The sequence below is a fragment of the Gracilibacillus salitolerans genome (genome assembly GCF_009650095.1).
In the GTDB taxonomy this organism is placed as follows: Bacteria; Bacillota; Bacilli; order Bacillales; family Amphibacillaceae; genus Gracilibacillus; species Gracilibacillus salitolerans.
In genome coordinates, this window is the sequence record NZ_CP045915.1 from 4,851,404 (window position 1) to 4,877,309 (window position 25,906).

The 25,906-nt window shown below is 40.0% G+C and carries 23 protein-coding genes, 1 pseudogene and 1 riboswitch; of the genes and pseudogenes, 4 read left to right on the forward strand and 20 right to left on the reverse strand.

The window, feature by feature from the left end:
* The first annotated feature begins 17 nt into the window (after window positions 1-17).
* A complete protein-coding gene (locus GI584_RS22680; RefSeq protein ID WP_153792720.1) occupies window positions 18-197 on the forward strand; it encodes a hypothetical protein in 180 nt (59 codons plus the stop codon).
* 75 nt (window positions 198-272) lie between these two features.
* On the opposite strand, the gene GI584_RS22685 is transcribed toward GI584_RS22680, so the two are convergent.
* Complete coding sequence (locus GI584_RS22685; RefSeq protein WP_153792721.1) at window positions 273-2,306, reverse strand: catalase; 2,034 nt, start codon at window positions 2,304-2,306, stop codon at window positions 273-275.
* Between the two features lie 483 nt (window positions 2,307-2,789).
* Window positions 2,790-3,254, reverse strand: a complete 465-nt coding sequence (locus GI584_RS22690; protein ID WP_153792722.1) for a GNAT family N-acetyltransferase — start codon at window positions 3,252-3,254, stop codon at window positions 2,790-2,792.
* Window positions 3,255-3,440: 186 nt separating this feature from the next.
* Window positions 3,441-3,524: riboswitch (ZMP/ZTP riboswitch) on the forward strand.
* Between the two features lie 49 nt (window positions 3,525-3,573).
* Here GI584_RS22690 and GI584_RS22695 point away from each other — a divergent pair.
* Window positions 3,574-4,413 (forward strand): bifunctional 5,10-methylenetetrahydrofolate dehydrogenase/5,10-methenyltetrahydrofolate cyclohydrolase, encoded by an 840-nt coding sequence (locus GI584_RS22695; RefSeq protein ID WP_153792723.1) that lies wholly within the window; start codon window positions 3,574-3,576, stop codon window positions 4,411-4,413.
* 210 nt (window positions 4,414-4,623) lie between these two features.
* On the opposite strand, the gene GI584_RS22700 is transcribed toward GI584_RS22695, so the two are convergent.
* The 6 genes from GI584_RS22700 to GI584_RS22725 all read right to left on the reverse strand — a co-directional run bounded on the left by GI584_RS22700 (window position 4,624) and on the right by GI584_RS22725 (window position 8,320).
* On the reverse strand, window positions 4,624-5,334 hold the full coding sequence (locus tag GI584_RS22700; RefSeq protein WP_153792724.1) for a class I SAM-dependent methyltransferase: 711 nt from the start codon (window positions 5,332-5,334) through the stop codon (window positions 4,624-4,626).
* Between the two features lie 30 nt (window positions 5,335-5,364).
* A complete protein-coding gene (locus tag GI584_RS22705; protein ID WP_153792725.1) occupies window positions 5,365-5,955 on the reverse strand; it encodes a DJ-1/PfpI family protein in 591 nt (196 codons plus the stop codon).
* A 16-nt stretch (window positions 5,956-5,971) separates the two neighbouring features.
* Window positions 5,972-6,907, reverse strand: a complete 936-nt coding sequence (locus GI584_RS22710; protein ID WP_153792726.1) for a prenyltransferase/squalene oxidase repeat-containing protein — start codon at window positions 6,905-6,907, stop codon at window positions 5,972-5,974.
* Complete coding sequence (locus tag GI584_RS22715; protein WP_194842074.1) at window positions 6,879-7,229, reverse strand: hypothetical protein; 351 nt, start codon at window positions 7,227-7,229, stop codon at window positions 6,879-6,881. The genes GI584_RS22710 and GI584_RS22715 overlap by 29 nt, the downstream gene beginning before the upstream one ends.
* Before the next feature lie 123 nt (window positions 7,230-7,352).
* A complete protein-coding gene (locus tag GI584_RS22720) occupies window positions 7,353-7,865 on the reverse strand; it encodes an HAD-IIIA family hydrolase (protein ID WP_153792727.1) in 513 nt (170 codons plus the stop codon).
* Between the two features lie 107 nt (window positions 7,866-7,972).
* Complete coding sequence (locus GI584_RS22725; RefSeq protein ID WP_153792728.1) at window positions 7,973-8,320, reverse strand: hypothetical protein; 348 nt, start codon at window positions 8,318-8,320, stop codon at window positions 7,973-7,975.
* Between the two features lie 561 nt (window positions 8,321-8,881).
* Here GI584_RS22725 and GI584_RS22730 point away from each other — a divergent pair.
* A pseudogene (locus tag GI584_RS22730) lies at window positions 8,882-9,175 on the forward strand (winged helix-turn-helix domain-containing protein); the annotation flags it as partial.
* Window positions 9,176-9,260: 85 nt separating this feature from the next.
* Here GI584_RS22730 and GI584_RS22735 read toward each other — a convergent pair.
* Together GI584_RS22735 and GI584_RS24315 are read right to left on the reverse strand one after the other, a co-directional pair.
* Window positions 9,261-12,890, reverse strand: a complete 3,630-nt coding sequence (locus tag GI584_RS22735; RefSeq protein ID WP_153792729.1) for an Ig-like domain-containing protein — start codon at window positions 12,888-12,890, stop codon at window positions 9,261-9,263.
* Between the two features lie 618 nt (window positions 12,891-13,508).
* Complete coding sequence (locus tag GI584_RS24315) at window positions 13,509-16,283, reverse strand: glycosyl hydrolase 53 family protein (RefSeq protein ID WP_325063416.1); 2,775 nt, start codon at window positions 16,281-16,283, stop codon at window positions 13,509-13,511.
* Window positions 16,284-16,486: 203 nt separating this feature from the next.
* On the opposite strand from GI584_RS24315, the gene GI584_RS22745 reads away from it, so the two are divergent.
* Window positions 16,487-17,653 carry a DUF4317 domain-containing protein gene (locus GI584_RS22745; protein WP_153792730.1) on the forward strand — a complete coding sequence of 389 codons (1,167 nt, stop codon included), beginning with the start codon at window positions 16,487-16,489 and terminating at the stop codon, window positions 17,651-17,653.
* Between the two features lie 175 nt (window positions 17,654-17,828).
* Here GI584_RS22745 and GI584_RS22750 read toward each other — a convergent pair whose 3' ends face one another.
* The 10 genes from GI584_RS22750 to GI584_RS22795 form a co-directional block, all read right to left on the reverse strand.
* A complete protein-coding gene (locus GI584_RS22750) occupies window positions 17,829-18,656 on the reverse strand; it encodes a PHP domain-containing protein (RefSeq protein WP_153792731.1) in 828 nt (275 codons plus the stop codon).
* Window positions 18,646-19,368: a phosphonate C-P lyase system protein PhnL gene (gene phnL, locus GI584_RS22755; RefSeq protein WP_153792732.1), complete on the reverse strand. Its 723-nt coding sequence runs from the start codon at window positions 19,366-19,368 to the stop codon at window positions 18,646-18,648. The genes GI584_RS22750 and phnL overlap by 11 nt, the downstream gene beginning before the upstream one ends.
* On the reverse strand, window positions 19,365-20,561 hold the full coding sequence (phnM, locus tag GI584_RS22760) for a phosphonate metabolism protein PhnM (RefSeq protein WP_153792733.1): 1,197 nt from the start codon (window positions 20,559-20,561) through the stop codon (window positions 19,365-19,367). Before phnM ends, phnL begins: the two co-directional genes overlap by 4 nt.
* A gap of 13 nt (window positions 20,562-20,574) precedes the next feature.
* Window positions 20,575-21,414, reverse strand: a complete 840-nt coding sequence (locus GI584_RS22765) for an ATP-binding cassette domain-containing protein (protein ID WP_100358596.1) — start codon at window positions 21,412-21,414, stop codon at window positions 20,575-20,577.
* Window positions 21,407-22,273 carry an alpha-D-ribose 1-methylphosphonate 5-phosphate C-P-lyase PhnJ gene (locus GI584_RS22770; RefSeq protein ID WP_153792734.1) on the reverse strand — a complete coding sequence of 289 codons (867 nt, stop codon included), beginning with the start codon at window positions 22,271-22,273 and terminating at the stop codon, window positions 21,407-21,409. The genes GI584_RS22765 and GI584_RS22770 overlap by 8 nt, the downstream gene beginning before the upstream one ends.
* Window positions 22,263-23,378: a carbon-phosphorus lyase complex subunit PhnI gene (locus GI584_RS22775; RefSeq protein WP_153792735.1), complete on the reverse strand. Its 1,116-nt coding sequence runs from the start codon at window positions 23,376-23,378 to the stop codon at window positions 22,263-22,265. Before GI584_RS22775 ends, GI584_RS22770 begins: the two co-directional genes overlap by 11 nt.
* Window positions 23,378-23,980, reverse strand: coding sequence for a phosphonate C-P lyase system protein PhnH (gene phnH / locus GI584_RS22780; protein ID WP_153792736.1), 603 nt, complete (start codon window positions 23,978-23,980; stop codon window positions 23,378-23,380). The genes GI584_RS22775 and phnH overlap by 1 nt, the downstream gene beginning before the upstream one ends.
* A 24-nt stretch (window positions 23,981-24,004) precedes the next feature.
* Window positions 24,005-24,427, reverse strand: a complete 423-nt coding sequence (gene phnG / locus GI584_RS22785) for a phosphonate C-P lyase system protein PhnG (protein ID WP_153792737.1) — start codon at window positions 24,425-24,427, stop codon at window positions 24,005-24,007.
* 93 nt (window positions 24,428-24,520) lie between these two features.
* Window positions 24,521-25,240, reverse strand: coding sequence for a GntR family transcriptional regulator (locus GI584_RS22790; protein ID WP_153792738.1), 720 nt, complete (start codon window positions 25,238-25,240; stop codon window positions 24,521-24,523).
* 6 nt (window positions 25,241-25,246) lie between these two features.
* Window positions 25,247-25,897: a DapH/DapD/GlmU-related protein gene (locus GI584_RS22795; RefSeq protein ID WP_153792739.1), complete on the reverse strand. Its 651-nt coding sequence runs from the start codon at window positions 25,895-25,897 to the stop codon at window positions 25,247-25,249.
* Between the last annotated feature and the right edge of the window lie 9 nt (window positions 25,898-25,906).

The following is a 25,906-nucleotide window of genomic DNA, read 5'->3' on the forward strand; positions in this document are numbered from 1 at the left end:
TGAAGGAGGAATTCTGTATGAGGTGTAAAAGTTGTAGTGGTGAAGGATTAATACGTTGTCCAGATTGTTCTGGTGAGGGTATCGATTATGGTATTCACAAATGTGAAACTTGTGCTGGTGAAGGGGAAATGGCTTGTTCAACATGTGAAGGAAGTGGAAAAATAGGCTTCTTGGAAAAATTGAAATCTAAAGTATAGACATCATAACTATTCATAAAGAAAAACCCAAGGTGAAGAACATTTCACCTTGGGTTTTGTCATTCAATTGCATCTTTACACAACGTCTCGGTTCCAATGCCTGTGTGCTGCTAACGCATCTACAAATTCCTTGGAAAAGTCTTCGGAATCTCTACTTAGAACAACCCCTGGGCTAACTTTCATATCATCGACATGAAGAAGATCTTCTCCGATTTTGATAGCACCTATTGGCTTGAAATGAGAATACGCCTCATGGACAAATAAGGTGGCTTTCTTATAAAAGTCCTTATTTTCTTCGTTACCACCAGCAATGAGAACAGCATCAAACAACACTGAATCTGCTGTTAAAAAGGTATGGTCAACTTGATATGTTGCTCCATTTTCACCTTTCACTGAACCTAATCGATCACTTATAAATTCTATTATTATTTGCTGTTTCTTCAACTTCTCCAGTATCGCTTGTAACTCTGTTCCATCAAAACCATCACCAATAATCACACCTACTTTTCTTGTTACCACTGATTTCACTGTACTTTCCTGGCTAAGTGCCGGTGAGGATTTCCTCATTTTAATTTCTTTTGGCTCAGGAGGTTCAACACCTATCGCTTCTGCGATATTTCGCGCCAGTTCTGTACTTACATTCGAAAACATCTCGACTACCTGTTTTTGAACAGATTCACTTTCTACTTTTCCTAATTCAAAACTAAACGCATTCATAATATGTTGTTTCTCGGCGTCACTCATACTATTCCAAAATAACGTTGCTTGCGAAAAATGATCCTTAAAGCTTTCGCTGCGGGCACGTACTTTATGGCCATCTATTTTTTCCTCGTAATGTTTATAGCCACCTTCTGCCTCTGTTGATGTTTCTGGAGTATTCTGAGCTAATGAATTCTTATGGTAACTTACAGGCCCTCGATTAATCGTTTGTCTACCGTAACCATCTCGTTGATTGTTATGAAATGGACAGACCGATCGGTTAATGGGTAGCTCGTGAAAATTGGGTCCTCCCAATCGAATTAATTGTGTATCTGTATAAGAAAAAAGACGTCCCTGTAACAATGGATCATTGGTAAAATCAATTCCTGGAACAACATGACCAGGGTGAAATGCTACTTGTTCCGTTTCTGCAAATACGTTATCAACATTTCGATTCAATGTCATTTTGCCGATAATCTTCACGGGTACGTCTTCTTCTGGCCACAACTTGGTTGGATCTAATATATCAAAGTCAAAGTTAAATTCATCTTTCTCAGGAATCATTTGGACCCCTAACTCATATTCAGGATAGTCACCATTTTCAATAGATTCCCAAAGGTCTCGTCGATGAAAGTCCGGATCTTTACCATTTATTTTTTGTGCTTCATCCCACACTACTGAATGCGTTCCTAATAATGGTTTCCAATGAAATTTAACAAAATGGGATTTGCCTTCTGCATTGACAAAGCGGAATGTATGCACACCAAACCCCTCCATCATCCGAAAGCTTCTCGGAATCGCTCGGTCTGACATTGTCCACATTACCATATGCGCAGATTCCTGATTGTTCGCTACAAAATCCCAAAACGTATCATGGGCAGAAGCTGCTTGTGGCATTTCATTATGTGGTTCAGGCTTTACTGCATGTATTAAATCAGGGAATTTCATCGCATCCTGAATGAAAAAGACAGGTATATTATTGCCTACCAGATCATAGTTTCCTTCTTCTGTATAAAATTTCGTAGCAAATCCACGTGCATCACGAGCTAATTCTCCTGATCCTTTACTGCCCGCTACGGTTGAAAACCTTACAAATACCGGCGTCTTTTTTGATGGGTCCTGTAAAAAGTCAGCTTTCGTAAATTCTTTCATCGAGTCATACACTTGAAATTCTCCATGAGCAGCAAAACCCCGTGCATGTACGATTCTTTCAGGAATTCTTTCATGGTCAAAGTGCGTCATTTTTTCCCTAAAATGAAAGTCTTCCATTAAGGTTGGGCCACGTTCACCTGCTTTTAGGGAGAACTCATCTTCATGAACCTTTACACCTTGATTTGTCGTCATCTTCTTCCCACGGTCGTCTCTTGTATATTGCTCTAACTGTTCCTTCTTGTTGTTATGACTCTTCACGTTAATTCCTCCTTGTGGAATTGATGAGAATTCATTACAGAATCCCTCTTCCCGTGAGAAAAAAAATAAAACGTGCTATTTACAATAAACCTTTTGAAACCACAGATGACGAAACACTCATTCAAGGGATGAAAGAAATAGCTCGCTTAGGAAAAACAAAAAACACTTACACTCTACACTGAAAGTAAAACAATCACAAATTTTTTGACTACTAAAAAATTAGCACATACAGACTGTTCTTTGCATTTTGTTCACACCATGTTAGAACTTGTCAAAAAACATAATATTTCCCTGGAAATAATCGCGAACTGGACCTCTTTAAATCCAGCAAAACATTTCTCCTTATATAGCAAAGGGAAGAAAATCGCTATCGGTTATGAGGGCTTCATCCTTTTAATTTGGTTAGCGCAACTAATCAGAGTTCAAGCATTCTTTACCTTCACTTCTTTGATTCTTCTAGATATTAAAACGGAGGTATCTTATCTACTGGTTGAGACCTGTCTCTTTTTCATACAGTTTGATATAGCCACCGCTTACTCCATATACTACGCCACTATTGTTCCAACCATATTTTTCATAATAGCCTTCAAGATCTGTTGATAGATAAAGATTTTCATATCCTTTTTTAGCAGTTTCTTTCAGACCATGTTGTAATAGCATAGCTCCAATACCTTTGCCTCTATGTTTTTCATTAACATATAAGCAAGCTAGCCAAGGGCACAAATCCTGACGACTATTCATATCATTTCTGATTAAAGCATAGGTTCCTATGATATCCCCTCCTTCCACAGCTACATAGAATCTTGGAATATCTGATTTAGTAGTACAAGAATGAATCATCGCATCTTCATAGAACTTGTAGTTATGCTCATTTCCCCATTGTTCCCAAAATACTTGAAGTGCTTTTTCAAACAGTTTATCTTTTTCTTGCAATTCAATAATCTCCATGTTATCTTCCCGCAATCTAAATAATTATCATAAAAGCCTAAATAAGATCTTCCTTTTTATATATACTTTTTAATATGGTATAGATTCATTCACATTTATATTACCAAGATCAGATTCCTTTTTTTTAGTTCATAGGTGGTAAGATATTGACATTAAATTAGAATGTGGTAATCTATACCTAAAGTTTAAAGACACAGTAACTGACGGCATTTGTGGAATAAACCACAAGGGAGCTGTGTTTTATATGGTCGGGTCGTCTGGGCAGAGATAAGGACAATAGGTCCTTATCTCTTTTTTATTTCATTTTAGGAGGGGTTTGATGAATAAACTCATTTTGGATGGTAAAGCTGTAGCCCAAGAAATCAAGAGTAATTTAAAAAAACGTGTTGAATCTTTAACTGAAAAGGGGATTGTTCCATGCCTAGCCACTATCCTGGTTGGAGATAACCCATCTTCAGAAACGTATGTAAGAATGAAAGGAAATGCTTGTGAGAAAATTGGTATAAAATCTATTCGTATTCAATTACCAAAAGATATTCAAACAGAAGAATTAATTGACGCTATTCAAGAACTTAATAATGATGACGCTGTTCACGGCATTCTCCTACAGCATCCTGTACCGTCCCACATTGATGAACGTAAAGCTTTCGAAGCCATTAACCTAAAAAAAGATGTAGATGGCGTAACAAGTGCAGGATACGGACAAACAGCATTAGGATTTGGTGAATATCCTTCATGTACCCCAGCAGCTATATTAAACATTTTAAAGTATTATCAGATAACTATTGAAGGAAAACAAGCTGTTGTTGTGGGTCGAAGTCCCATCTTAGGAAAACCAGTTTCTGCGTTACTTTTAAACGAAAACGCTACTGTAACAACATGTCACTCAAAAACTGCAAATCTACCTGATATTTTAAAGCAAGCAGATATTGTCGTTGCTGCGATAGGTAAACCTAAATTCATCCAAGGTGACTGGTTAAAGGATGGTTGCATTGTTTTAGATGCGGGTTATAACAAAGGTAATATCGGTGATGTAGATTATGAATCTTGTTACAACGTGGCAAGTGCCATTACTCCGGTTCCCGGTGGTGTAGGTCCTGTGACGATTGCAACCTTATTAAAGCATACTGTAGATTCAGCAGAAAAAACTTTAACATAGGGGCAGAGACAGAAGTACTTGTTTCATAGCAAAACACGAGCATCAAGATTGATGCTCGTGTTTCTGTTCCTTGGATAAGCGTTTCTGTTCCTTGGAAAACTATCCTTCTTCCTTGGATAAAGGCATATATCCAAGGAAGAGCGCTAGATATCCAAGGAGGAGAACCAGATATCCAAGAAAGAGCTCAGAACATGTTATAGTTTTCCCATTTCAGGACTTCCCACTTTTAATTCTTAACATAGAGTTAGCATTCGTTTGAAATTCATATGGTACTTTTACTTCTTCGACAATGCAGCCCTTCTCGATAAGATATTGTATTGTTTTATCTAAGTGATTATATCGTTTTCCTGTTAAATCAACTATAGGGAAGATACGAATTTCCTCTTTCGTCACCCTTAATAGCTCTTTGAGTGTTTCTATATGAAACTGATAATCCAATCTATCTGCATACATGAACAGAAAATGCGCAGAAAGAAGAATGTCAAATTCAGCATCCTCAAACGGTAAGGAAGGCAGATTTGCAGCAATGTATTTTTCATTTGCTATCTTCATATCCTTTGTACAATCATGTAAGGCACTTAAACGATCTTTTCTAAGACTCGCTATATCGCTGAAATAATCCCACTTATAATTGCCTTTGGCTTTTTCCATATGCTCCATTGCATGTTCAATATCTTGAAGCCCTTTGTTTTTTAAACTTTCAACCGAATGATAATATGCTATATCACAGGCTGTTATCTCCAATCCTGATTTGTTACCAACAGCAGTAAACGAACAAGCTCCTGCTGGACAATCTAGTATTCTCTTTCCTTTTAGTTCATCTATTGAAAGCGAAAACATATTTAAATATTCTTGAAACGTTCTTCCAATAAAAATAATTCTGTTTAAATCTAATTTTTTATTCGAATCAGTTCTGCTCATGTAAACTTCTCCTAAAAATTTATTTAATGGCTAAATAACAATATCATATTCCATTCTTTTAGCTGTATTTTTGGCTACCTCGGAACCTAATAACCGTTTTAAAATATGAAATGACATATTGATTCCCGCTGATATTCCACCAGATGTAACGATATTTCCTTCATCTACAAACTTTACTCCCTCTATAACATCTGTGTCAGGAAACTCTGATCGGAAACGTTCAAGACTAGCCCAATGGGTTGTTGCCCTCTTACCTTTTAATAATCCAGCTTTAGCTAGTAGTAATGAACCAGTACATACCGAAGTCATTAGTTGAATTTTTTTCATCTCATCTGCAATCCAGTTTATTACAGAAGGATTATTAATTTCTCGTTCCCTCGCACCAAATCCACCAGGGATAATCAAAATGTCAAATGTAGGCATGTTTGAAAAACTGTAATCAGGCTGTACCTTTAAGCCATTACGAGCGTAGACTAAATCACCTTTTTCGGACACTGTTTCAACTTTAAATGGTTTATTTTCATTTTCTAATGTTGTAACAGAAAAAACTTCAAATGGACCTGCGAAATCTAACACTTCCACATCATTAAATATAAAAATTCCTACTCTCCAAGAACGCATAAATATCCCACCCGCCTTATAACTTTTCTATATCATCTAAAAGATCGAATGATTTAAAAGTTTTATACCTATCTATTAATAGGATGCCTTTCCAATACCTTCTGGCCACAGCAAATTCCTCAGGATAGCTTCCCCATTCCCAAGAAATATCCCAAGTACCTTCCGCAGATAGTTGATCGATATAAAAGTTTAAATTCTGCTTAATTAAATTGCTCATTTTTTCATAAAGAGGATGATCAGGGACATTAACAAAGTCAAGTGGGAGAGGTTTGTACCCGGTTGACCATGCCGAAACATCCCTATCTACACAATTTTCTATTAGTGTATTTATTTTTACTGAGACGCCTCTTATTAGATTGTCATCAGCATATCTAGTGATGATTTTTAATAATTGCTGGTAATTATTGATCTCATGACTGTCCATTTGATCACTACTCATCAAGTGATCAATTGCCTTATCTATCAATTTCCAGCCTAACTGTGCTGTTTCACTATTATCTGGGGACCAATGGACTAAGAATCCAGCTAATTCTGCACTAGGATTGAACATCCAGTTATCTTGAACTCCCTCTCTCCAATGCCACCATGGTGCGTGGGGGTGTTGGTTGTTTTCAGGCAGCACAGACGGCCACATTCCTGTACTTTCATTGCAGGTTTTTGATAAATACGAAAGCATAGACTTTACAATCTGTTCGTCAGATCCTGCTCCTATTTCCATTAAAATTTGTCCTGCTGCCCATGTAGCCATTGGGGATGAATCTGGTGTCCAGAAGTCTGGTTCAATACCATGACCAAACCCTCCGTCTTCATTTTGAAAAGCAGATAAATAATGAATCACTTCATCTCGGGGTGCACCTTCAAAAAGATAGCTCCACCGGGCAGCCTCTAACGGTCTGGCATTTCGTTTGATCCAGGAACTTGACTTACCTATTGATTGTTTGGTTAATTTCATTTGAAAACCCCTCCTCGAATTTGTTTTGGTCTTTTTGTACGAATCTTTTTAATAGAAACTGAAGTACTAGAAAGATAATGAGGATATTCAAAAGCAAACCGCCGATATTAAAATGCATGCCGCTATTTCCATTAAATACGTTAGAAAATAACCAGCTACTGTATGGTTCATGCTGATAAATAGTTATATACTCTAATGGAAAACCGAAATAGTAACTGCCCCACCAATCATTATCACTTGCAACATTACTAGGAATAATTAACGTTAGCATGATACAAACAAGCAAACTCCACTTTAGACATTTCTTATTAAATTTTTGCACAAACTCCCTCCATACACGGAATTTTACTAATAGGTAAAAATATTATTTTTTTGATCTAGTATTTTAATTTTCATTACTCATTATTTCCATTCATTTTGTTATTGCCATTTTTCTTTATAACTATTAAATATATGATGGTAAATCCTTTACAGTTTTCAATTGATATATGTTATCTTCTTGGAACTCAACATCTATACCTATTCCAAAACCTTTGATTTCCATATTAATAGCTAATCTTAAATCCTCTACTGAATCACCAATCATAAAGGATTCTTCCAGATTAATTTCTGGATATTTTTGCATTGCTTGTTCAATCATTCCGGTGTTTGGTTTTATACAATTACATCCTTCACTTTTACCGTGTGGACAAAAATAAATATCATGTATTTCAATATTCTGACGTTTTAACTCACATATCATTTGGTTTGTAATATGGTGGTATTGGTCCATCGTAATATATCCTTCGTTAATAATATATTGGTTTGTAATGATAATTATTTTATAACCCTTCCTTGTGACTTCTTTGAGTGTATTTACTGCTCCCTCTAAAAATACTGGATACTCTAAGCTACTCCATTCATGGTCTGGATAATCTTCAATGATTGTGCCATCCCTGTCAAAGAATGCAACTTTCACCCCTTTTCCCCCAATCTAAACTGCCCTATATAAAAACTAAAGAAATTGCCAATTACCCGTAATGGAATAAAATAAAAACTTTAATAATCTAGTTGTTAAAGTACCAATTATGATAATCTCCAAGCTGGAATTAAAGAATGGAATCGAAAAAAGTAACTCATGATGACGTGGATAACTGTGTACAGTGCTAAAACTGTTATGTATGTAAGAAGCCAAATATGGAGTGGTTTGTTTAGAAATAGATACAGTAGCAACATACCAATCGGGATTGGTACTAACACAATTAACCATATTGGTGCGCCTAAGCTTTCTGTAAGTGCACCTAACGAAACTACTGAAAAGCCAATAACAACAGATTGCCAGATAGCTATATCATTCATGATTAATTGACTACCTAAAAAATAAGATAAAGTAGTAAGAACAACTGATAAAACAAAGCTAAAAAAATAACCCATATTACTTCTCCTTTTTGAACTAAATTCATATTGGTATTAACTTCGTCAGCTTATATTTATTTTACCATAAAAATCCATACCTTTTCGGAAAATTTATACCCAGTTTCTCACTAAAATTAAAGGGAACTGTGTCTTCGTTATGCCACAATCGCAATCTATTGCATAACAACTTTACTGTCACTCAACACCATGATAAACTAATGCAGCAAATAGTGGAATTCCCAATTAATTAAAAGCACCGGTACCAGTAAGTAAATCACAGCTGACACGGTGCTTATTTTTTTGACTATTATTATTCAACTTTCAGAGACACAAGAAATCCTTAACCATTTATCACCATATATTTATCTTCCGGCACTAAATAGGCTGCGCTTTCCATCTGTTAACATCACCAACTCATGCATCGCCATCGTACACGCGGTATAAAAAAGTGTTCGTTCTGCTTCACCGGATACATTGTTTCTGAGGCATTTGGAATAACAACTGCATCAAATTCAATCCCTTTGGCCGGTCCCGCTTTGAGCGGCTGACAAGCCAGAAGGCGCCCGATGCCGGGGCGGCAAGGACGAGCTGCGTATCCGCGGGGTTCACATAGACAAGCTGTTGCGCAAGGTGACGATAAATGAGAAAGAAGTGAGCCTGACCTCCAAGGAGTACGACCTGCTGTTGTTTCTTGCGCTGCATCCGAACTGGGTGTTCAGCAAGGATGAGCTGTTCGAGCGAATCTGAGGGCTTGATTCGATTGGCGACCTGGCTACGGTCACCGTGTACATCAGCAAGCTCAGGGGAAAAATCGAGTCCGACCCCTCCAAGCCGCCACAGTATATCGAAACCGTGTGGGGCGATGGCAGAAGACAAAGAAAGATCCCCCAAAAGGAAGCGAATGCTCAATTCGGGGGAGCCCATTTAAAATCAGATAAAGAATGATTATAACCCAGCCTTACCCTTCAGCGGGAGCATTGTCGCTAACGGCAACCACTTCCCAGACGACCGGATCGGCTTCATTGCCGGCAAGGTCTGCTGCGTTGATTTCAATCCGATTTCGGCCGCGCCGAAGCGATACCACAGCGGAGAAAGTCTGATCCTCTTCCACTGTCCATTCCTGCCCTTCAATCCAAACGGTTCCTGCCTCATTGAGGGAGCCGGTGATCGTATATTCTCCTGCCGTCGCCATGTCGTCGAACTCGTTGCCGGGGTGATCCGATTCATTGGTAATCGTGATCGTCGGGGCTCTTTCGTCCACGATCACTTCAACCGGCTCGGAATAGCTTCCTTCCCCGCTGCCGGAGTTGTAGGCTGCCACGGCATAGATGTACGTTCCATCCCCTTCCACTTCATCTGTGAATTCAAGCGAGGATAGCTCCGCAGCAATTAAATGGTAGCGGTCCCCATTCCATCGGCGATAAACATTATAGTGGTCCGCATTTTCAACTGCATCCCAGCGAATGGGCACCGTCGATTCGTTCTCCTTCACCGCTTGAACGGCTTGCGGCGCCTCCAGGGAAGCGGAGCTGATTTGAATATCATCCAGATATTGTTCTGAAGTGCCCCAAGTATGGGACTCAAACTGATTCAATTGCGATGCTGAACCCTGAAAGGGAAGAGTGCCCGAATGCTCGCCGTTAATATAAAGGGAGAATTCTTGCGCCGGCACATCAATCTCGATGCGGACGTGGTACCACTCATTGAGCGAGAACCGGTTGTTCTCCGGAATAAGCGCGGCATCCCCCTGATAACGGAAATACCAGCAATATTCATATTCACATCCTCTTCCGTTACCGGTGAATATCTCCACATTATTTCTGCCGCCGTCCATGACGCGGATGGCTCTGCCGAAGGTGCTCATCTCTTCCTGCATATATTCGGTTTCCACTACCATCTTGCCGGTTTGCGGTTCGAAATTGCGGGTGAGATAAGTATGCGAGCTGCTGTCATCGTAAAGCATGACGGCCTGATCCGACGAATTGCCGGAGGAGCTCATCGGTACGTCGACTACAGCAGCATAATTGTTGTCCGTGTCGGGACGGCCTTCGAAACCATCCGGCGGGCGTGTTCCGACGGCCTGGTCCTCGAAGTCGGCATCCAATAGTCTTGTATAGAGGGGCTCGTCACTTAACAACGCGCCGTTTCTTTCCTCTGAAGTCAAAGAACTGTCCCCGTATTCATTCGCCGCTCGGATGACGTAGAAATAATTCACGTCCTCTTCCAGGTTTGTATCGGTATAGTAAACGGCATCCGCAACGGTTGCGATCGTTTCGTAAGGACCGTCCTTGACGGTGCTTCGCTCCACGAGATATTCCGTGGCCCTTTCTGCTTCCGACCATTCCAGATACAATGCTTCCTCGCCCCGGGCAATGCTGAACTCTTTCGGATAGAGCGGAACCGGCGGAAGCTGCTCAACGGTGACGTTGTCGAAGGCTACCCGGTTCAAATTCGAAATCAGATTGCCCTCGTTCGCTGCATCGACAGCGAGACCGACATACACTTCGTCCACATCCGGGAATTTCATCGAGGAGACGAGCTGCCATTGCGTCCCGTCTTCAGAAATATAACCCGTAACCACGTCGCCGATTTTCGTCAAACGCACCCAGTAAGGAGTGGTCGGACCCACAATCGGATCGGTTTCATCGACGGCGCGGCCTTCTTCCTGCCGATGGTAAAATACCCCAACACGATCCTCGCCGCGCACCGAGATCCCGCTCATGGCCAGTGGTGAACCGACATCCAGCGACTCGCGAATCATTACGCCCTCGCGATTGTGAGGGGCAACTTTCGTATCGCTCAGGATTTGCGCTGTGATTTCAATATCTCCGCTTACCTTCTGATACATAAAGTGGTGGGAATCCTGATCAGCCGTCACGTTCCCGTCGCCTTTGACCACATAGGTACCGTCTACAATTGCGGAATGACCGGGGATTCCCGTTTCCCCGATGTCTGCGGATGACCATGGAGCAATATCATTCGTGATATTGGCATGAATCGGAATGACCTGGGAATCTGTTTGTCTGCCCTCGCTGCTGTAAGCTTTAACGAATACAAAGTGCGTACCTTCGGGCACATCGCTCCAATTCCACTCATAGGGGGCGGAAGTAACTTCGCCCAGCACTTCCGTTCCGTTATAAAAAACAACCTTATCAATCTCGGCGTTCTCCACGCTGGATTCCGCGTTGATGGTTACCGTTTCACCGGCTTCATAGATATCATTTATGGAAGGAGAGGTGATGGCAATCTCCGGGTTGTGATGCCCGTCGGAAACGATGGAATTCAAATATACTTCCAGGTTGGTGTAGCCTTCCTCGGTGACTTGGTTCGCCCAAGTATCGTCCATCGGATCGACTCCCTGCTGCTCCGCCCAATCATCCGGTATCCCGTCCCGATTCGAGTCTGCAGGCGCTTCTGCACTGCGGAAATCCGCCCAGCCGCCTACTTCATCGATCGAGTTGATCTGTCTGCCTGTGCCGTTGTGAATAGAGTCCACGATGCGTGCATCAATCGAATCACGTCTCGGCAACGTGGCTCCGGCATTTTGCAATACATAATCAAACGCTTCCAGTGCGGTGCGGGTCGTAGCTTCCGGTACATCCACCGGCTCGTCCAAAACATTGGCCGTCGGATGTTCCACGATGCCTAGCATGTTATCCTCTGTCACTTCAGGGAAATCGTATACGAAGTTTCCGTCAATGTACCAGTTGCTGTTGCCTTCCGGAAGCTCAATCATTTGCGCGCGCTTATCCATTCTCGTATCCGGACCGTATTTGTAATAGTTATTCACAACGTTCACATCGGCTTCGTTTCCGCCATAACCTGCATAGTAGTTCCAGTTGTAAATAATATTGTTGCGGAAATCATATCCCTTATCATTGTCCAATGTACCTTTGAAACGAGGATTACGGCTGGAATTATGTGCAATAATATTATTCAGATAAGACGAATGGCTTCCCCATATCCCGCCGAAGCCGTGGCGCCCTTTGTCATGATCCGTCATATGCAGCGCTTCAGAGATCATGGAATTCTGGATCGTGACATTCCGCATATCGTAAGCCGAGGCGATCTCGTCCACACCCCAAGACATGGAGCTGTGGTCTACGATCAAATCACTGCGATTGCGTGCGGAAAATGCGTCTGCTGTCGACTCCGTACGGTCACCCATACGAAAACGCATGTAACGGATGATGATGTTGTTCCCTTCGATATAGGTGGAGTGATTGGTTACGGTGATGCCGTCGCCCGGTGCGGTCTGTCCTGCAATCGTAATGTTGTCTCCTTGAATGTAAAGGGGAGAATCCAACAAAATATTGCCCGACACCTCAAATACGACGGTTCGATTGCTCTCGCTCACGGCATCCCGCAGGGAGCCGGGACCAGAATCATTTACATTCGTTACGATATAAACCTCGCCGCCGCGTCCGCCGGTGGTATATTTACCGAACCCTTCCGCACCAGGAAAGGCCGGTACCTGTTGTTCGGATGCTGTACTCTCTTCGGCCGCGGCATTGACAATCGGACTAAACATAGGCAGAATGGAAAAATAGATAACAAAACATAGCATGAAATGGAAAAATCGCCTCATATTATACCTCCATTATTTAAATTGTCACTATTGGCAGAAGGAAGCTTCTATCGATATATAGTTTTGGAGCTTTTGTTAATGAAAACAGTTCCTCCTCTCTGTTTATTAGATTGGTTAGATTTAGATGTTTCCATGCCATATTAAATGGTAATGTAAACGGTAACAACTAACCATTCTTACAAATTATATACAAAAACAATTTAGACCGGTTGGAGATATTATTCATGGTGAAAAATGGAATGATTACAAGTATGAGCAGAAAGGGAAACTGTTACGACAATGCATGTATAGAGTCCTGTCACGGTATCATTAAAAGAGAACTGATTTTTTTATAAAAACTAGAAATCAAGCAAAAAGAGGTTCTGATCCTGGTCTTGGTCTTACATATGGTAATGTTATCGTACCAGGTTGCTAATGTTTACCCGGAAATTAATATTACAAGTTATTTATTGTTAGGATTATCTTAAGTGAAATCATGATAGCTGTCATTGGTCATAACAAATAAATCAGGCTTTTTATTTAGATGTTTGTTACAATTCAAACTTGCTCTATTATTTAAACACCTTTTCTTACAACTAAAAATACCCTTTAGCCAAATTGACTAAAGGGTAACTTTTTTTAATATGATTTTCTTTTTCGCAGTAAGAGAATTGTACTGAATCCTACCAAAATAAATACGAGGCCTATTACCATCCAATTAGACATATTTGTCGCTGCATCTGGTAATTTTTCACCAGCAGATTCACTAACAGGAGGATTATCGTCATTCTGATCATTTTCACCGTTATTATCACCAGATAGTTCTGATTCGTCCTTATCTAAACCTGATTCTTCTTGTCCATCTGGCTGCTGCTCTGGAGTAGGTGTAGAATCATCCGGTTTTGGTTCCGGGTTTGATTCTGCATCAGGTTCCGGGTCCGGTTGTGGTTCTTGATAATCCCCAACTCGTTTGAGATAGAAATCATCCAACGTCCCCCATGCTTCAGCACTAGCTTTTATACTAGCTCCGATTGTAATGGAACCGTCAATGACAAGAATTTCGTCGATTTCTGACCGAACCCAATTTACCCAGCCATCTACATGTGTTTCTGTCTGATATTGTTCATCTGAAGTGTTCGCAAAAAGCTCCATATCAGACTCAGCAGCTTCTCCACCTTGAATAAACATGGATAAATTATAATAACCTGGTTCTAAATCCGTAATGGTTTGTTTTACTTCAAAATCTACGGGAGCATCTGACCAGAAATCCAGCGAATAATCACCCGTTCTCGAGTTCGAACGGTTTTCTTTTACAGATGCGTGGGGACCTACTCCTTCAGGGAAGCTTATTTCCCACATACTAGTGTCACTTTCCTCAAAACTCGGATTGGATACAAAATTTTCAGGCTCAATAGTAAGACTTGCTTGTACTGTATATTCGCCATCTATTTTTCCATCGATTTTATAGGAGCCTTCACCGCTTGCAATTGCTTGATCTATTTGTTCCTGATTCCAAGTGACAGCTACCGGCTCTTGGCTTCCATCATTATAAACAGCCGTTACCGTATCAGGTAGCTGTATTTCTTCTCCGAGGGTTACCGTTACTGATACGTCTTTTACCTGATCAATTTGTAATGGCGCTACAGCACCGGTATCTACGTAGTTGAACACATTTAACGATGATAATGGATGGCCATGAAAGTCAAATAACGCCTGATTATCTACTGCACTCCCTCCATACCATTCACCTGCGTCTTCCGGGTCATATTCTGACGCATAACTGGTTGCCCAGCCAGAACCATGCTCTTCCCATAATTCCATATTGTGTTCCAAATCAATATTATCCGGATCACCTACCGGAATCCATGCCGGCTCCCAATAAAACACACCGATTCCTGCATCACCAACATTTGCTACCGCTTCAAACACATCTCGTACGGCCGTAGCTTGTCCTTGTACAGAGACCGGATAATTAATCGTTTGCCCAGAATCTTGTGGTGCGGTATTTCCATGACCGTCCCCGTCTTCACTTGTAAACGTATAAGAAGTTTCTGCGACCATGACCTGCTTATCATAATTCTCAGCTATGTTTGTCAGTTCAGCTGTTAGATTTTCCAATGTGCCGTGCCAGAAAGGGTAATACGAGCTGGCAAAAACGTCATACTCTACTTTATTATCTGCTAGTGTGGATGCAATATTATCGTACCTTCCAGCTGATTCTGGATTCGTGAAATGTAAAGCCACTAGAATCTCAGAATCAATGTCTCTTACCGCCTTACTTCCTTCATTAAATAATTGAGAAATATTTGTCCAATTCGTTTCTCCAGCCATGGCATTATTCGTTTCATTACCTATCTGTACCATACCTACATCGACACCAGCGTCGATCATTTCTTGCAAACTATCTTTTGTATAATTATATAATGCTGTTTTTTTGTCTTCCAAGCTTAATCCTTCCCAAGCTTTTGGTGTTTGCTGTTTACCAGGATCCGCCCAGAAATCAGAGTAGTGAAAATCAACTAATAATTTCATACCATTTTCTGTCGCTCTTTTTCCTATTTCAATAGCCTTGGCTACATCATTATTTCCGCCACCATAGCCGTTACCCTCTGCATCATACGGGTCATTCCAAACTCGGACACGCACATAATTTACACCTGCATCGGCAAGGGTTGTAAAAATATCCTGTTCTTGTCCATCCTCGTTATAAAATGCAACCCCACTATCTTCTAAAGCGAGAATACCAGATACATCAACACCTTTGATAAAATCTCCATCGAGACCATCGACTCTCTCTACAAAAATATCTGCTTCCACTGGTTCTGGAACTTCTTTACCCCCATCATCCAGGGATACTAAACGGAAGCTATCTAAATAACCATATGCTGTTGGTTCCCCAGAAACAGTAGCTCCTAATTTAAAATTTGAGGCGTCTTCTGTTACTTCAAACTGTAAAGTGATCGTTTCCCAATTGTTGTAGCCCTTTGTTTCGACTGGATCCGATGTTGTATCTCCCGCAAAAACTTCAACATGTCCCGCTTCTTGGTTTTCTCCCCCCATAGAATGAACCGACACTTCATAATTTCCTGCTGGGAGCGATTCTATTGTCTGACTTACTGAAAATAATTGACCACTTTCAGATACCTCGTTAATCCAATATTTTAATGCATAATCTCCTTCATCAGACTCTATCCATTCGTCTGATTCATAAGCAAAATAAGGTAAATCAATCATTTCTTCATCGGATGATTCAAATTCCCATACCGAATCTTCTGACCAGATATCACTTTCAAATCCGCCATTTGTTAATAAATTTTCCTGTGATGCTGCTTCCATATCTACATCTCCAACAAACGGAAACGTACTAATGACCAGCAACAAAGCTAAACATAACATTCCTGCTCTTTTAAGCAAAATAACTTCCTCCTTCTTTTCTTTATAAATTATTTTTATTAACTCCACACTTTAAATTGTAAAGCGGTTTCATGATGATTTATATATAAAATTCTTCTGTTAAACTTTCAGAATATGAAATCCTTTTAAAGATTATTAGATAGTGTCAACAGAAAGTGATATAGTGAAGGATGGAGAAGAAATGATGTAAGGGAGATACAGAAATGAATAAAAAAGACATCGCAAATATTCGTAAACAGTTCAAAATAGAGAATGACCTAATGAAAATTCATGAAATTTTTAATGTCTATATCATGAAAGAATCCAGTGATATCTACCATCAACAAAGTCAGGTTTTTGACATGCTCGACGAAGACGAAAAAGAGTTATTTATGACAAACTTCAAAAAAGTATTAACCGGCCAATTAGATGAAAAGTTATTTGAACTGAAATTTCAATCCGATGTTGATAATCCAACTCAGCTAATTCTACATAAGGGATTATTAACCGCAGAAAGCGAAGACTGGAAAGACCAAATGTTACAAATAGTCGAGAAAATGCTTCAGGATAGGCAGTATGAGATGGATATTGTCGTCACCTTTATTCGAGGGGAATATTTTAAACCAATGAAAAGAAGTAATGAGGAAACAGAAGAAAATGATCGAGACTCCGTTTATTCTCATTCATTTATTCTTTGCAGTATAAATAAAACCCAGGATCCAAAGAAAGAATTACATTTTGATTATGTGGAGAAGGCATTTAAATACAATGTGGTGGTGGATCCGGTGATTAATTTAAATGCACCGATTGGAGGATTTTTATTCCCTTGCTTTACCGACAATGCTGCAGATGTGAACCATGTCCTTTATGCAGCAGGCAAAGCAAACGAACCGGATGAAGCATTCGTGGAAGACGTATTAAATGCAGAAGAAACGATGACAGCAAAAGAAGATAAAATTGTCTTTGAAGAAGTCGTGCGTGATGCTGTCGGCCATCAAATCAATACATCAACACTCGCAAACGTCTATGAAGAAATACACCGCATGACAGAGGATAATGATGAAGAAGATACACCAACATTAGATTATAAAGATGTCGAGCAGGTGCTAAAATCGAGTGGTGTAGAAGAAGTTGATACGGAAAAAATGGAAGAAGCGTTTAAAAATGTGATCGATGATACCAACTATGAGTTAAAAGCACGTAATATCGTGCCGAAGTATTCATCTAAATCGATTAAAATCAATACAAAAGTAGCTAATATTGCGGTCAGTCCTGAGGAGTTACGTCACGTCAGACAGGTAACGTTAGACGGAAGACGTTACTTAATGATCGAAGTAGAAGAAGATACAGTGATTGATGGATTTACTATGATTCCGGAAGCTTTTAAATAAGCATCTCGTTATACGGTGAAGTACACTTTATGAATTAAGTGTAATAAACAACAAATCTCTGGCGTAGATGCTTAGATTTGTTGTTTATCTGTGTTTTTTAAACAAATCTTTGCTCACTCCCATAAGATTTGTTGATTATACTCCTTTTATAACTTTTGCCTACACACTCAAGAAACTAGAATTGGACAAAACGGTCATCATTAGAAAAAGGTATTTCCAGAATGGTTAAATCTCCAATTCCTATTTCTATTCCATACTCTCCGTGATAATCTGTTCCACCCGTCATAAGAAGCTTATATTGATCAGCTAGTGCTTTTACTCGCTGATAATCTGTTTTCGTATGATCAGGGTGTGCTAACTCAATCCCACCTAAGCCTATCTCGACTAACTCAGGGATGATATCATAAGAGTTTAATTGACCTGGATGAGCAACAACAGCAATGCCGCCATCTAGGACAATTGCTTCGACTGCATCAAAGACATCGACGTAAGCTATATCTCTTTTCGCAACACCTTCCCCTTTAAATAATGATCGATATACTAGCCGATAATCAGCTGAAGTGTACGATTCATTCGTGATATGACGCATGATATGTTGCTTATAGATCGCTTGTGATGGCTTAGCTGTCTCAGCAATTTCATCTTGATCGATACGATAACCTAGTGAACGAATTTGTTCTATTTGCCATAGTGAATTCTCATGTCTTCGGTTTAATAGCGGAGCACATAACGCATGAATATGTGTTGCTTCTGTACGATAATGATAACCTAATACATGAACCTTTCTGTCGCGCTTATAATCATAAGCAGAGATCTCAATCCCTGGTATAACATTAATTCCATATTTTTTTCCTAATCTTTTCATTTCGGGCCATCCTGCAACAGTATCATGATCTACAATACTTATATCCGTAACATTAGCTTTTACCGCTTGTTGCATCAATTCTTCCACGGAATCAGAACCGTCAGAATAATGACTATGTACATGTAAGTCAGCCTTCATTCGTAACACCTTCTAATGCTATCGACATTTTATTGGTGTGCATATCGAAGACCTTATCACACAATCCTTCCATAAATTCAATATCGTGAAAAATACCAACTAATGTTGTACCTTGTTTCTTTAGTTTTTCAATCATTTCCCGCACCTTTAGTTTTGATTGTTGATCCAGGCTTGCGGTTGGTTCATCTAGCAGTAACAACCGAGGTTTTTTAACAGTGGCCATTGCAATATTTAACCTTAATTTTTCACCACCGGAAAACGTATTCGGATAACTATCCCACAATGCCGGATCCATTTCAAAATGGGTTAATGCTTTTTCAGCTTCTGTACGAGCTGTTTCTCTCGTTTCACCCATTTCCAACAGCGCATTCTGAACAAGTTCCCGACAGGTCGTTCTTGGCATGACATTTAAAAACTGAGATACATAACCTATTTCATGTTTACGTAAAAAAATCATTTCTCTTTCTGTTGCCTGAGCTAAATCAATGTTGCCTAATTGCTTCGAGTGGTAAATAATCTGACCAGCATCCGGCAAATACGTCCGGTAAATACTTTTTAAAATCGTAGACTTTCCGCTGCCACTTTTTCCAATGACCCCGATGAACTCCCCAGCGTCCATCGAAAATCGGATATCACCAACAGCAGGAATCGTCTTATTTAGGTGGTGAATGGTAAAAGCCTTACCGAATCCATTAACTTCTAATATTGTCATGCTCTTACCCCCTTCTCATTCATACGATAATTCATCGTAGTCATTAACTCGCCATTTACCATTGTGTTAGTAAGCATCGGATAGCCATCTCCTAAACGTTCAATTACCAGTAGATCCGCTTTCTTGCCTGGCTTAATCGAGCCAATCTCATCATCCATTTTGACAGCTTGGGCTGGATTCAATGTCACCATCATAAACATCTTGTGTAATTCCTCGCCTTTATCGTGTAATTGAAATATGGCATGAAGTAATGCAGCAGGGTAATAATCACTGCACAAAATATCAGCATAACCATACTCAATCGCCTCTGCAGCAGATAAATTTCCAGAATGAGAACCACCTAATAATATATTTGGTGCACCTACAATCGTATGAAGGCCTTGTTGTTTCGCTTCTCGTGCTACTTCAAGCGTAATCGGGAATTCACTTATTGTCGTTCCGTACGACTTGACTAACTCCAGCTTTTTTACATTATCATCATCATGGGAGGCAATTGCAATTCCTTTAGTTTGCGCTAACGCTGCCACCTCTGTTATCTTTTCCATCGTTAATAATTCCGTACTTTTTCTTTCCGCAATTAATACACTTACTTCTTCATCTGAAAGGTTGCGATGGACTTTGATATTCTCCCGGTAAATTTCTAAATTACGATATTGTCCTTGTCCCGGTGTATGATCCATAAAAGATAGCAAGTGAACTTTATCGTCATGAATATTGTCTACCAGCTGATCAATTCCTAGAATATTATCTAACTCAAACCGGGCATGTAATCTATGGCGAATCATGTGCTGCTGAAAATGTGCTTGGTGGATTGTATCAACCATTCGTTGCATGTTATCAGGATAACGAATGTGTTTGTGGGTAATTTTTTCTTTACGATAAAAAGAAAGTGAATGAAACATGGTTGTGATGCCTTGACCGATTAAAATCTTCTCTGCTTCTCTTAAGCTCAGATTAAAATCCATTACACTTGAAGGTCTTGGGGATACCACTGTCTCAATATAATCGGAATGAATATCAATAAACCCAGGCGAAATATACCCACCGTTAGCATTGATTAATCTTGCCTCTTTATAATTACTTACTTCCTCTTCTTGAATGATTGAGTGAATGACATCATCCTTCACGACCACGGCATGATTTTCTAATATGGAATTCTCCGTTATTACCTTTCCATTATGAATAATGTACAATGTTATCGGCCTCCTATAATAACGAATAAACAAGCTGCTGTGTATACTCATGTTGCGGGTCTTCCAGTATTTGATCGGTTAAACCATTTTCAATAATTTCTCCATTTAACATGACAATAGAACGATCTGCCAGCATACGTATCACAGCAAGGTCATGAGAAACTACTACCATACTTATATGCAGTTCACGCTGAATTTGTTTAATTAAATCCAATACACTTGCTTGAACGGATAAATCTAAACCTGTCGTGACTTCATCTAAAAACAAAATAGGGGGATTATTCGAAAGTGCCTTGGCAATTTGCACACGCTGTTGCATCCCGCCTGAAAAATTTTGTGGTTCTTCTTTCATTCTTCTTAACGGAATATGGACATTTTCCAGTAATTCTTTACTGCGCTTTTCGATATTGCTGACATTGCGATTTCCAGCTGCGATCATCTTCTCAGCAATATTGCCGATCGAAGAAAATTTCATTTTCAGACCTTGGACTGGATTTTGATAAACCATCCCATAAATATAGTTGCGAATATATCTTTTTTGTTGAGAAGAGAGGGTTAAAACGTTTTGATCTGCTAATTCTGGTTGATTAATATACACTTCTCCAGATGTCATATCACTGTCAAAATAAAGCCCCTGAAGCATGGTTGATTTACCACTGCCGCTCTCTCCAACGATTCCAAGCACTTCACCAGGATACAAATCAAAGGAGACATCACGAAGAGCGTGTACGGTACCACAGACGGTACAATAATTTTTCTCCAGATCAACACTCGCTTTATCAAGGCAATGAGGACAGCCTTTACCAAATTGTTTTTGTAAATGTTTCACTTGTAAAATCGGCGTTTCATACATAACTGTTCTCCACCTCTACCTTCTCTTCGCTATTCAACTGCTCGATACAATAGCTGGTATCATTACATTGATAGCTTCTATCTCCTGTAACCGGATCAATGATCTCATCAAGGAATACCTCTGTTGATCCACATAGCTTACATGCTTTTCCTTCAAATGATTCAACAGCAAAAGGGTAGTCATCAAATGCTAGCGATTCGACGTTTGTATAGGGAGGAACAGCAAAAATTTTCTTTTCCCTGCCTGCACCTAGTAAAATTAATGCTTTGGATTGATGCATTTTCGGATTATCAAACCTCGGAATCGGACTTGGAGTCATCACATATCGACCGTTGACATATACAGGGTGGGCGGCTCCGGTAGACATTCTGCCAAATTTCATAATTTGCTCAAACAAGATCAGCCATGCACCACTATAATCATCCTCCGCATGCATTCTTTTCGTCATATATTCTCTCGCATCCACTTTTCGAAGCGGCTCCGGATTAGGTACTTGTAATACAAGAATTTGATCTTCTCTTAATTCTTTTTCGGGAATGCGGTGTCGAGATTGAACAATATCAGCTTCTTCCGTGTTCTCGGTAACGGAAACACCTGTTGTGTGCTGGACCAATTTTTTTATACTAACAGCATTTACCGATTGATCTGCACCCTGGTCTATCACTTTTAATACATCATTTCTGCCGATCAGAGATAGCGTCAGTTGTAAACCACCAGTTCCCCAGCCTCTTGCTATTGGCATTTCTCTTGATGCGAAAGGAACCTGGTAACCGGGAATTGCCACTGCCTTTAATGTTGCTCTTCGTATTTCCTTCTTCGATCCTTCATCAAAAAAAGCAAAATGGGCTTTAGTTATCATTCGATGTTCCTCCTTTCTTCACTTGTCGCGCACTATCCAATTTGGATTGGAAGGTAACGTAATGTGGCAGTTTTAAGTGAGAAATAAACCCAGTTGATTCAACCGAATCGATATGCAAAAACACAAACTCTTCATCGTGAGTCGGAAATTCAGCATGCGGATTTTCTAAACATTGATCTAAAATACTCATTGCTATTGCTTTAGTTTCATTTTGCCCGAAGCTGATACCATAGCCTATTTCAAATTCTACTTCTTCTTTTTGATTATTTTTCTTTACGGTGACCGGTACAAAGGATTCCACTTCAGTTAATTTCACATCTCCGATATAAAATAAATCATCCTGTTCACTGTCTTCTTCATATGGATGCTGCACGTGAATCGGAACAGCCCCAACTCTTACTTCTCCAATAGTTGGGTGCACTTGACCATAACCACGTAAAGAGGCATAACCTAAGGAAGTAACAGCACCTGTCTGACCTCTCGTTAAAACTTGTAGCTTTTCACTGCGTCCAGTCGGAAATTGAATGCTTTCCTTCGTGATATCCTTAGGAGGCGTGTCATCCAATGGATATGTTTCAAATAACCCTTCTGAACGGAGATAATCAACCACTTTCGGAAAAAACTGAAGCTCCTCATCCGAACAATCCTGATTCATTTGTTTTCGATATTTTTGTAGCCAATCTCGATTCTCTTCTTTGCTTTCTGTTACTAAATTAAAATCCAGTAACCGGTGTGTATAATCATTAGTAGAACCTAGCAGTTGACCTCCTGGGATATCTTTGAAACTGGCAGAAACCCTTCTTTCGACAAACATATCCTCCGTATCTACTGTTTCACTGTAGTAATGACGAGGTAGAGTGGAACGGTGAGCCCGCAATAAGAAGACCGCTTCTTCCATACTTCCTCCGGCTTGCTTGATAGCAAGAGCTGCCAAAAAAGGGGAATATAAGCTTGCTTCAGACATAACCTGATCTACTAATGGACGCATCGTTGCTAAAATGGTATGGATTTCAACCACTTCTTCTTCTTTCAAACGATCATATGTCAATCTGTCCAGAGACGCCTCGATCGCTTCTGTACCACCTTTCACTGCCACATATCCCATCAGACCACCTCCGTTATCGTTACAGCTGTTGTTCTTGGTATACAGGCAACCTGGCTTGAGAAATCAGCCAATATTACATCAATGCCTAATGGGTACTCGTTCACCTTCTCATTCCTTCTTTGCCAAAATTCCTGATTGATGCCTGTCTGTAAATGCTGGACACCATTTATTCCTGGACCGCTTAAAGAAAGACCAGAGCTATTGGTTAAAAGGGCACTTTCGATAATCCATGTCGCTGATTGCTGTGGATCACGGAGGTTGCCAATCTTACATTCTATTAAAGCTTGCTCGACCTGGTATTCTGGTGCATCCTGGAGCAGCAAAATAAAATCCGCCTTGTCAACCGGTGCGACCCGTGACATCGTATAAGATGAAATAATTTCTGTTAATCTTGCTTTTTTCTCTTCACTTGCTACTACATGAAATGTCACTTCTGCATCTAAAACGGTTAAGGCACACAAAAAGAAGGCGTCATTGCACGGGAAGTCATCTTCTAATTTTTCTGTCATATTGTTCAGCTTTGAAATACTTCCAGGTCTCGACATACTGTTTAAAACTTTTCGGTAAACTTGCTGCAGATCATGAATTTGATCAATAACCATTCCTATCACCTCAGGCAACGTATATTAAACTTCCATCGTTTCAAAATTAACTTTTGTTTTTAAAATTTCGGCTTGTTCTTTCAATTTGTGTTGATAGATTCTTTCAGCTGTGGTTTCTAATCTTTTTTGCCATGTAGCAATCTCTGGTAATTCAGCTCGATAGGCAGCGTCAATAATCGCCAGATACTTGGCAAGCTCTTCTTTCATTCCAATCACGATTCCTATTCCTATCGATTGATTTACCTCTACCTTTGCTTCGGTTACTAAGACTTCACCAAGATAAAATAAAGATTTCTTTGCCGTTTCTCTCATCTTAATCATGGTCAAGCCATAGTGGGGTGCTGTTATTTCACGGTATTCGTAGTTTTGCATGACAGTCTCTGCCAGTTCCTTCGCTAATGCGCCGCCATCTTGAATCAATATTTCCGTTCGTTTTTTTCTCTTCATTTCCCAAAACCTCCTTACTGCTCAAGAATATCTTGTTGCCAAGTAACTGTCATTACTATTATTGTTAAAATTCTGTAAATAGATAAAAAACGATCAGGAGTCCCTGCTAATGTTGTATTTAAATTTATTACTTCGGTATAAAACCTTTGTATGTTCTAATATCTTGTCAGAAGAGGCATCTAAGCAATTACTCTCAATCATAATCAGCGGCTCCATACTGTTACATGAAAGCAATTGTTGCTCCGAAAGTGTTGGGAAAGTAACACTTAGCAAGCTATTTCGATTGATAAGATTGGTGTACCCAAGTTGTCTGTAATAGGAAAACATCGATTGAATGGTGGAACCGTCCTGTTGAATATCTGGACACACTCTTTGATTGACATAAGAGGTATGTATAGCGATCGGCTCCTCCTGAATAAAGCGTAATCTGCTAATCTTATAGACGCTATCTTCCGAATTTGCTACTAAACGGTTATAAATATGCTCGTCAAACTCCATCCGTTCACAACCTAGATTTTTTGTAATAAGCTGGTGACCTGACTGTTTTATTTTGTCCGTAAAGCTGGTTCTTCCATTTAAGTTTAACTCCACCTGGAACGACTCATTTTTCACATATCTGCCAATGCCTCGCTGGGAATAAATAAAGCCTCGCTCCTCTAGCTTGGCCAACGTCCGGCGAACGGTAGTCCTCGGAACACGGTATTGGTCAGATAACTCATTTTCAGAAGGAAGTTTTTCCCCAACTTTAAACTTTTTAGCGATAATTTTCTGCATCAGATCATCCAGTATTTTTGATTCGATATCTATCGTCAAACGTCATTACCTCCCGTCTCTATTCTTAGCTCCGTATTTAGTTAAGAAACGTGCCATGTTATTTAAATCCTGAAACCTTTCTTCCAATACTTCTCTAGACCAATCCCACCATGCTATTTCTTGCAATTGGGCCGCTTCTTCAGCTGAAAAACGGTCTTTAATCCACTTTGCCGGTACTCCAGCTACCATCGTATAAGGGTCTACATCCTTGGTAACAATAGCTCCTGTTCCTATAACAGCACCATTACCAACTGTTACGCCAGGCATAATAACAGCATTATGACCAATCCAAACATCATGTCCGATATGAACCGGATGACTGCGACGCCAATCAAAAAATTCATGGTCATCTTCATCCGAAAACCCATAACGTGCCATACGATAGGTAGCATGGTGTTGTGTCACCCTCCAGGTAGGATGATTACCTGGGTTAATCCTAACATGTGAAGCAATCGAACAAAACTTTCCAATTGTTGCATAAATAATTTGGGCATCGCCAGCCGTATAACTATATTCACCAATCTGTGATTCTATTACTTTGGAATCAGGCCCAATATCTGTCCAATCCCCTAATGTGCTATCTGTTACTGTTGCAGTATGGTGAACAGCTGGATTCTTCGTTAACCGTTTTTGATCGGAGCTTATAGAATGAGACATATCCTCTTC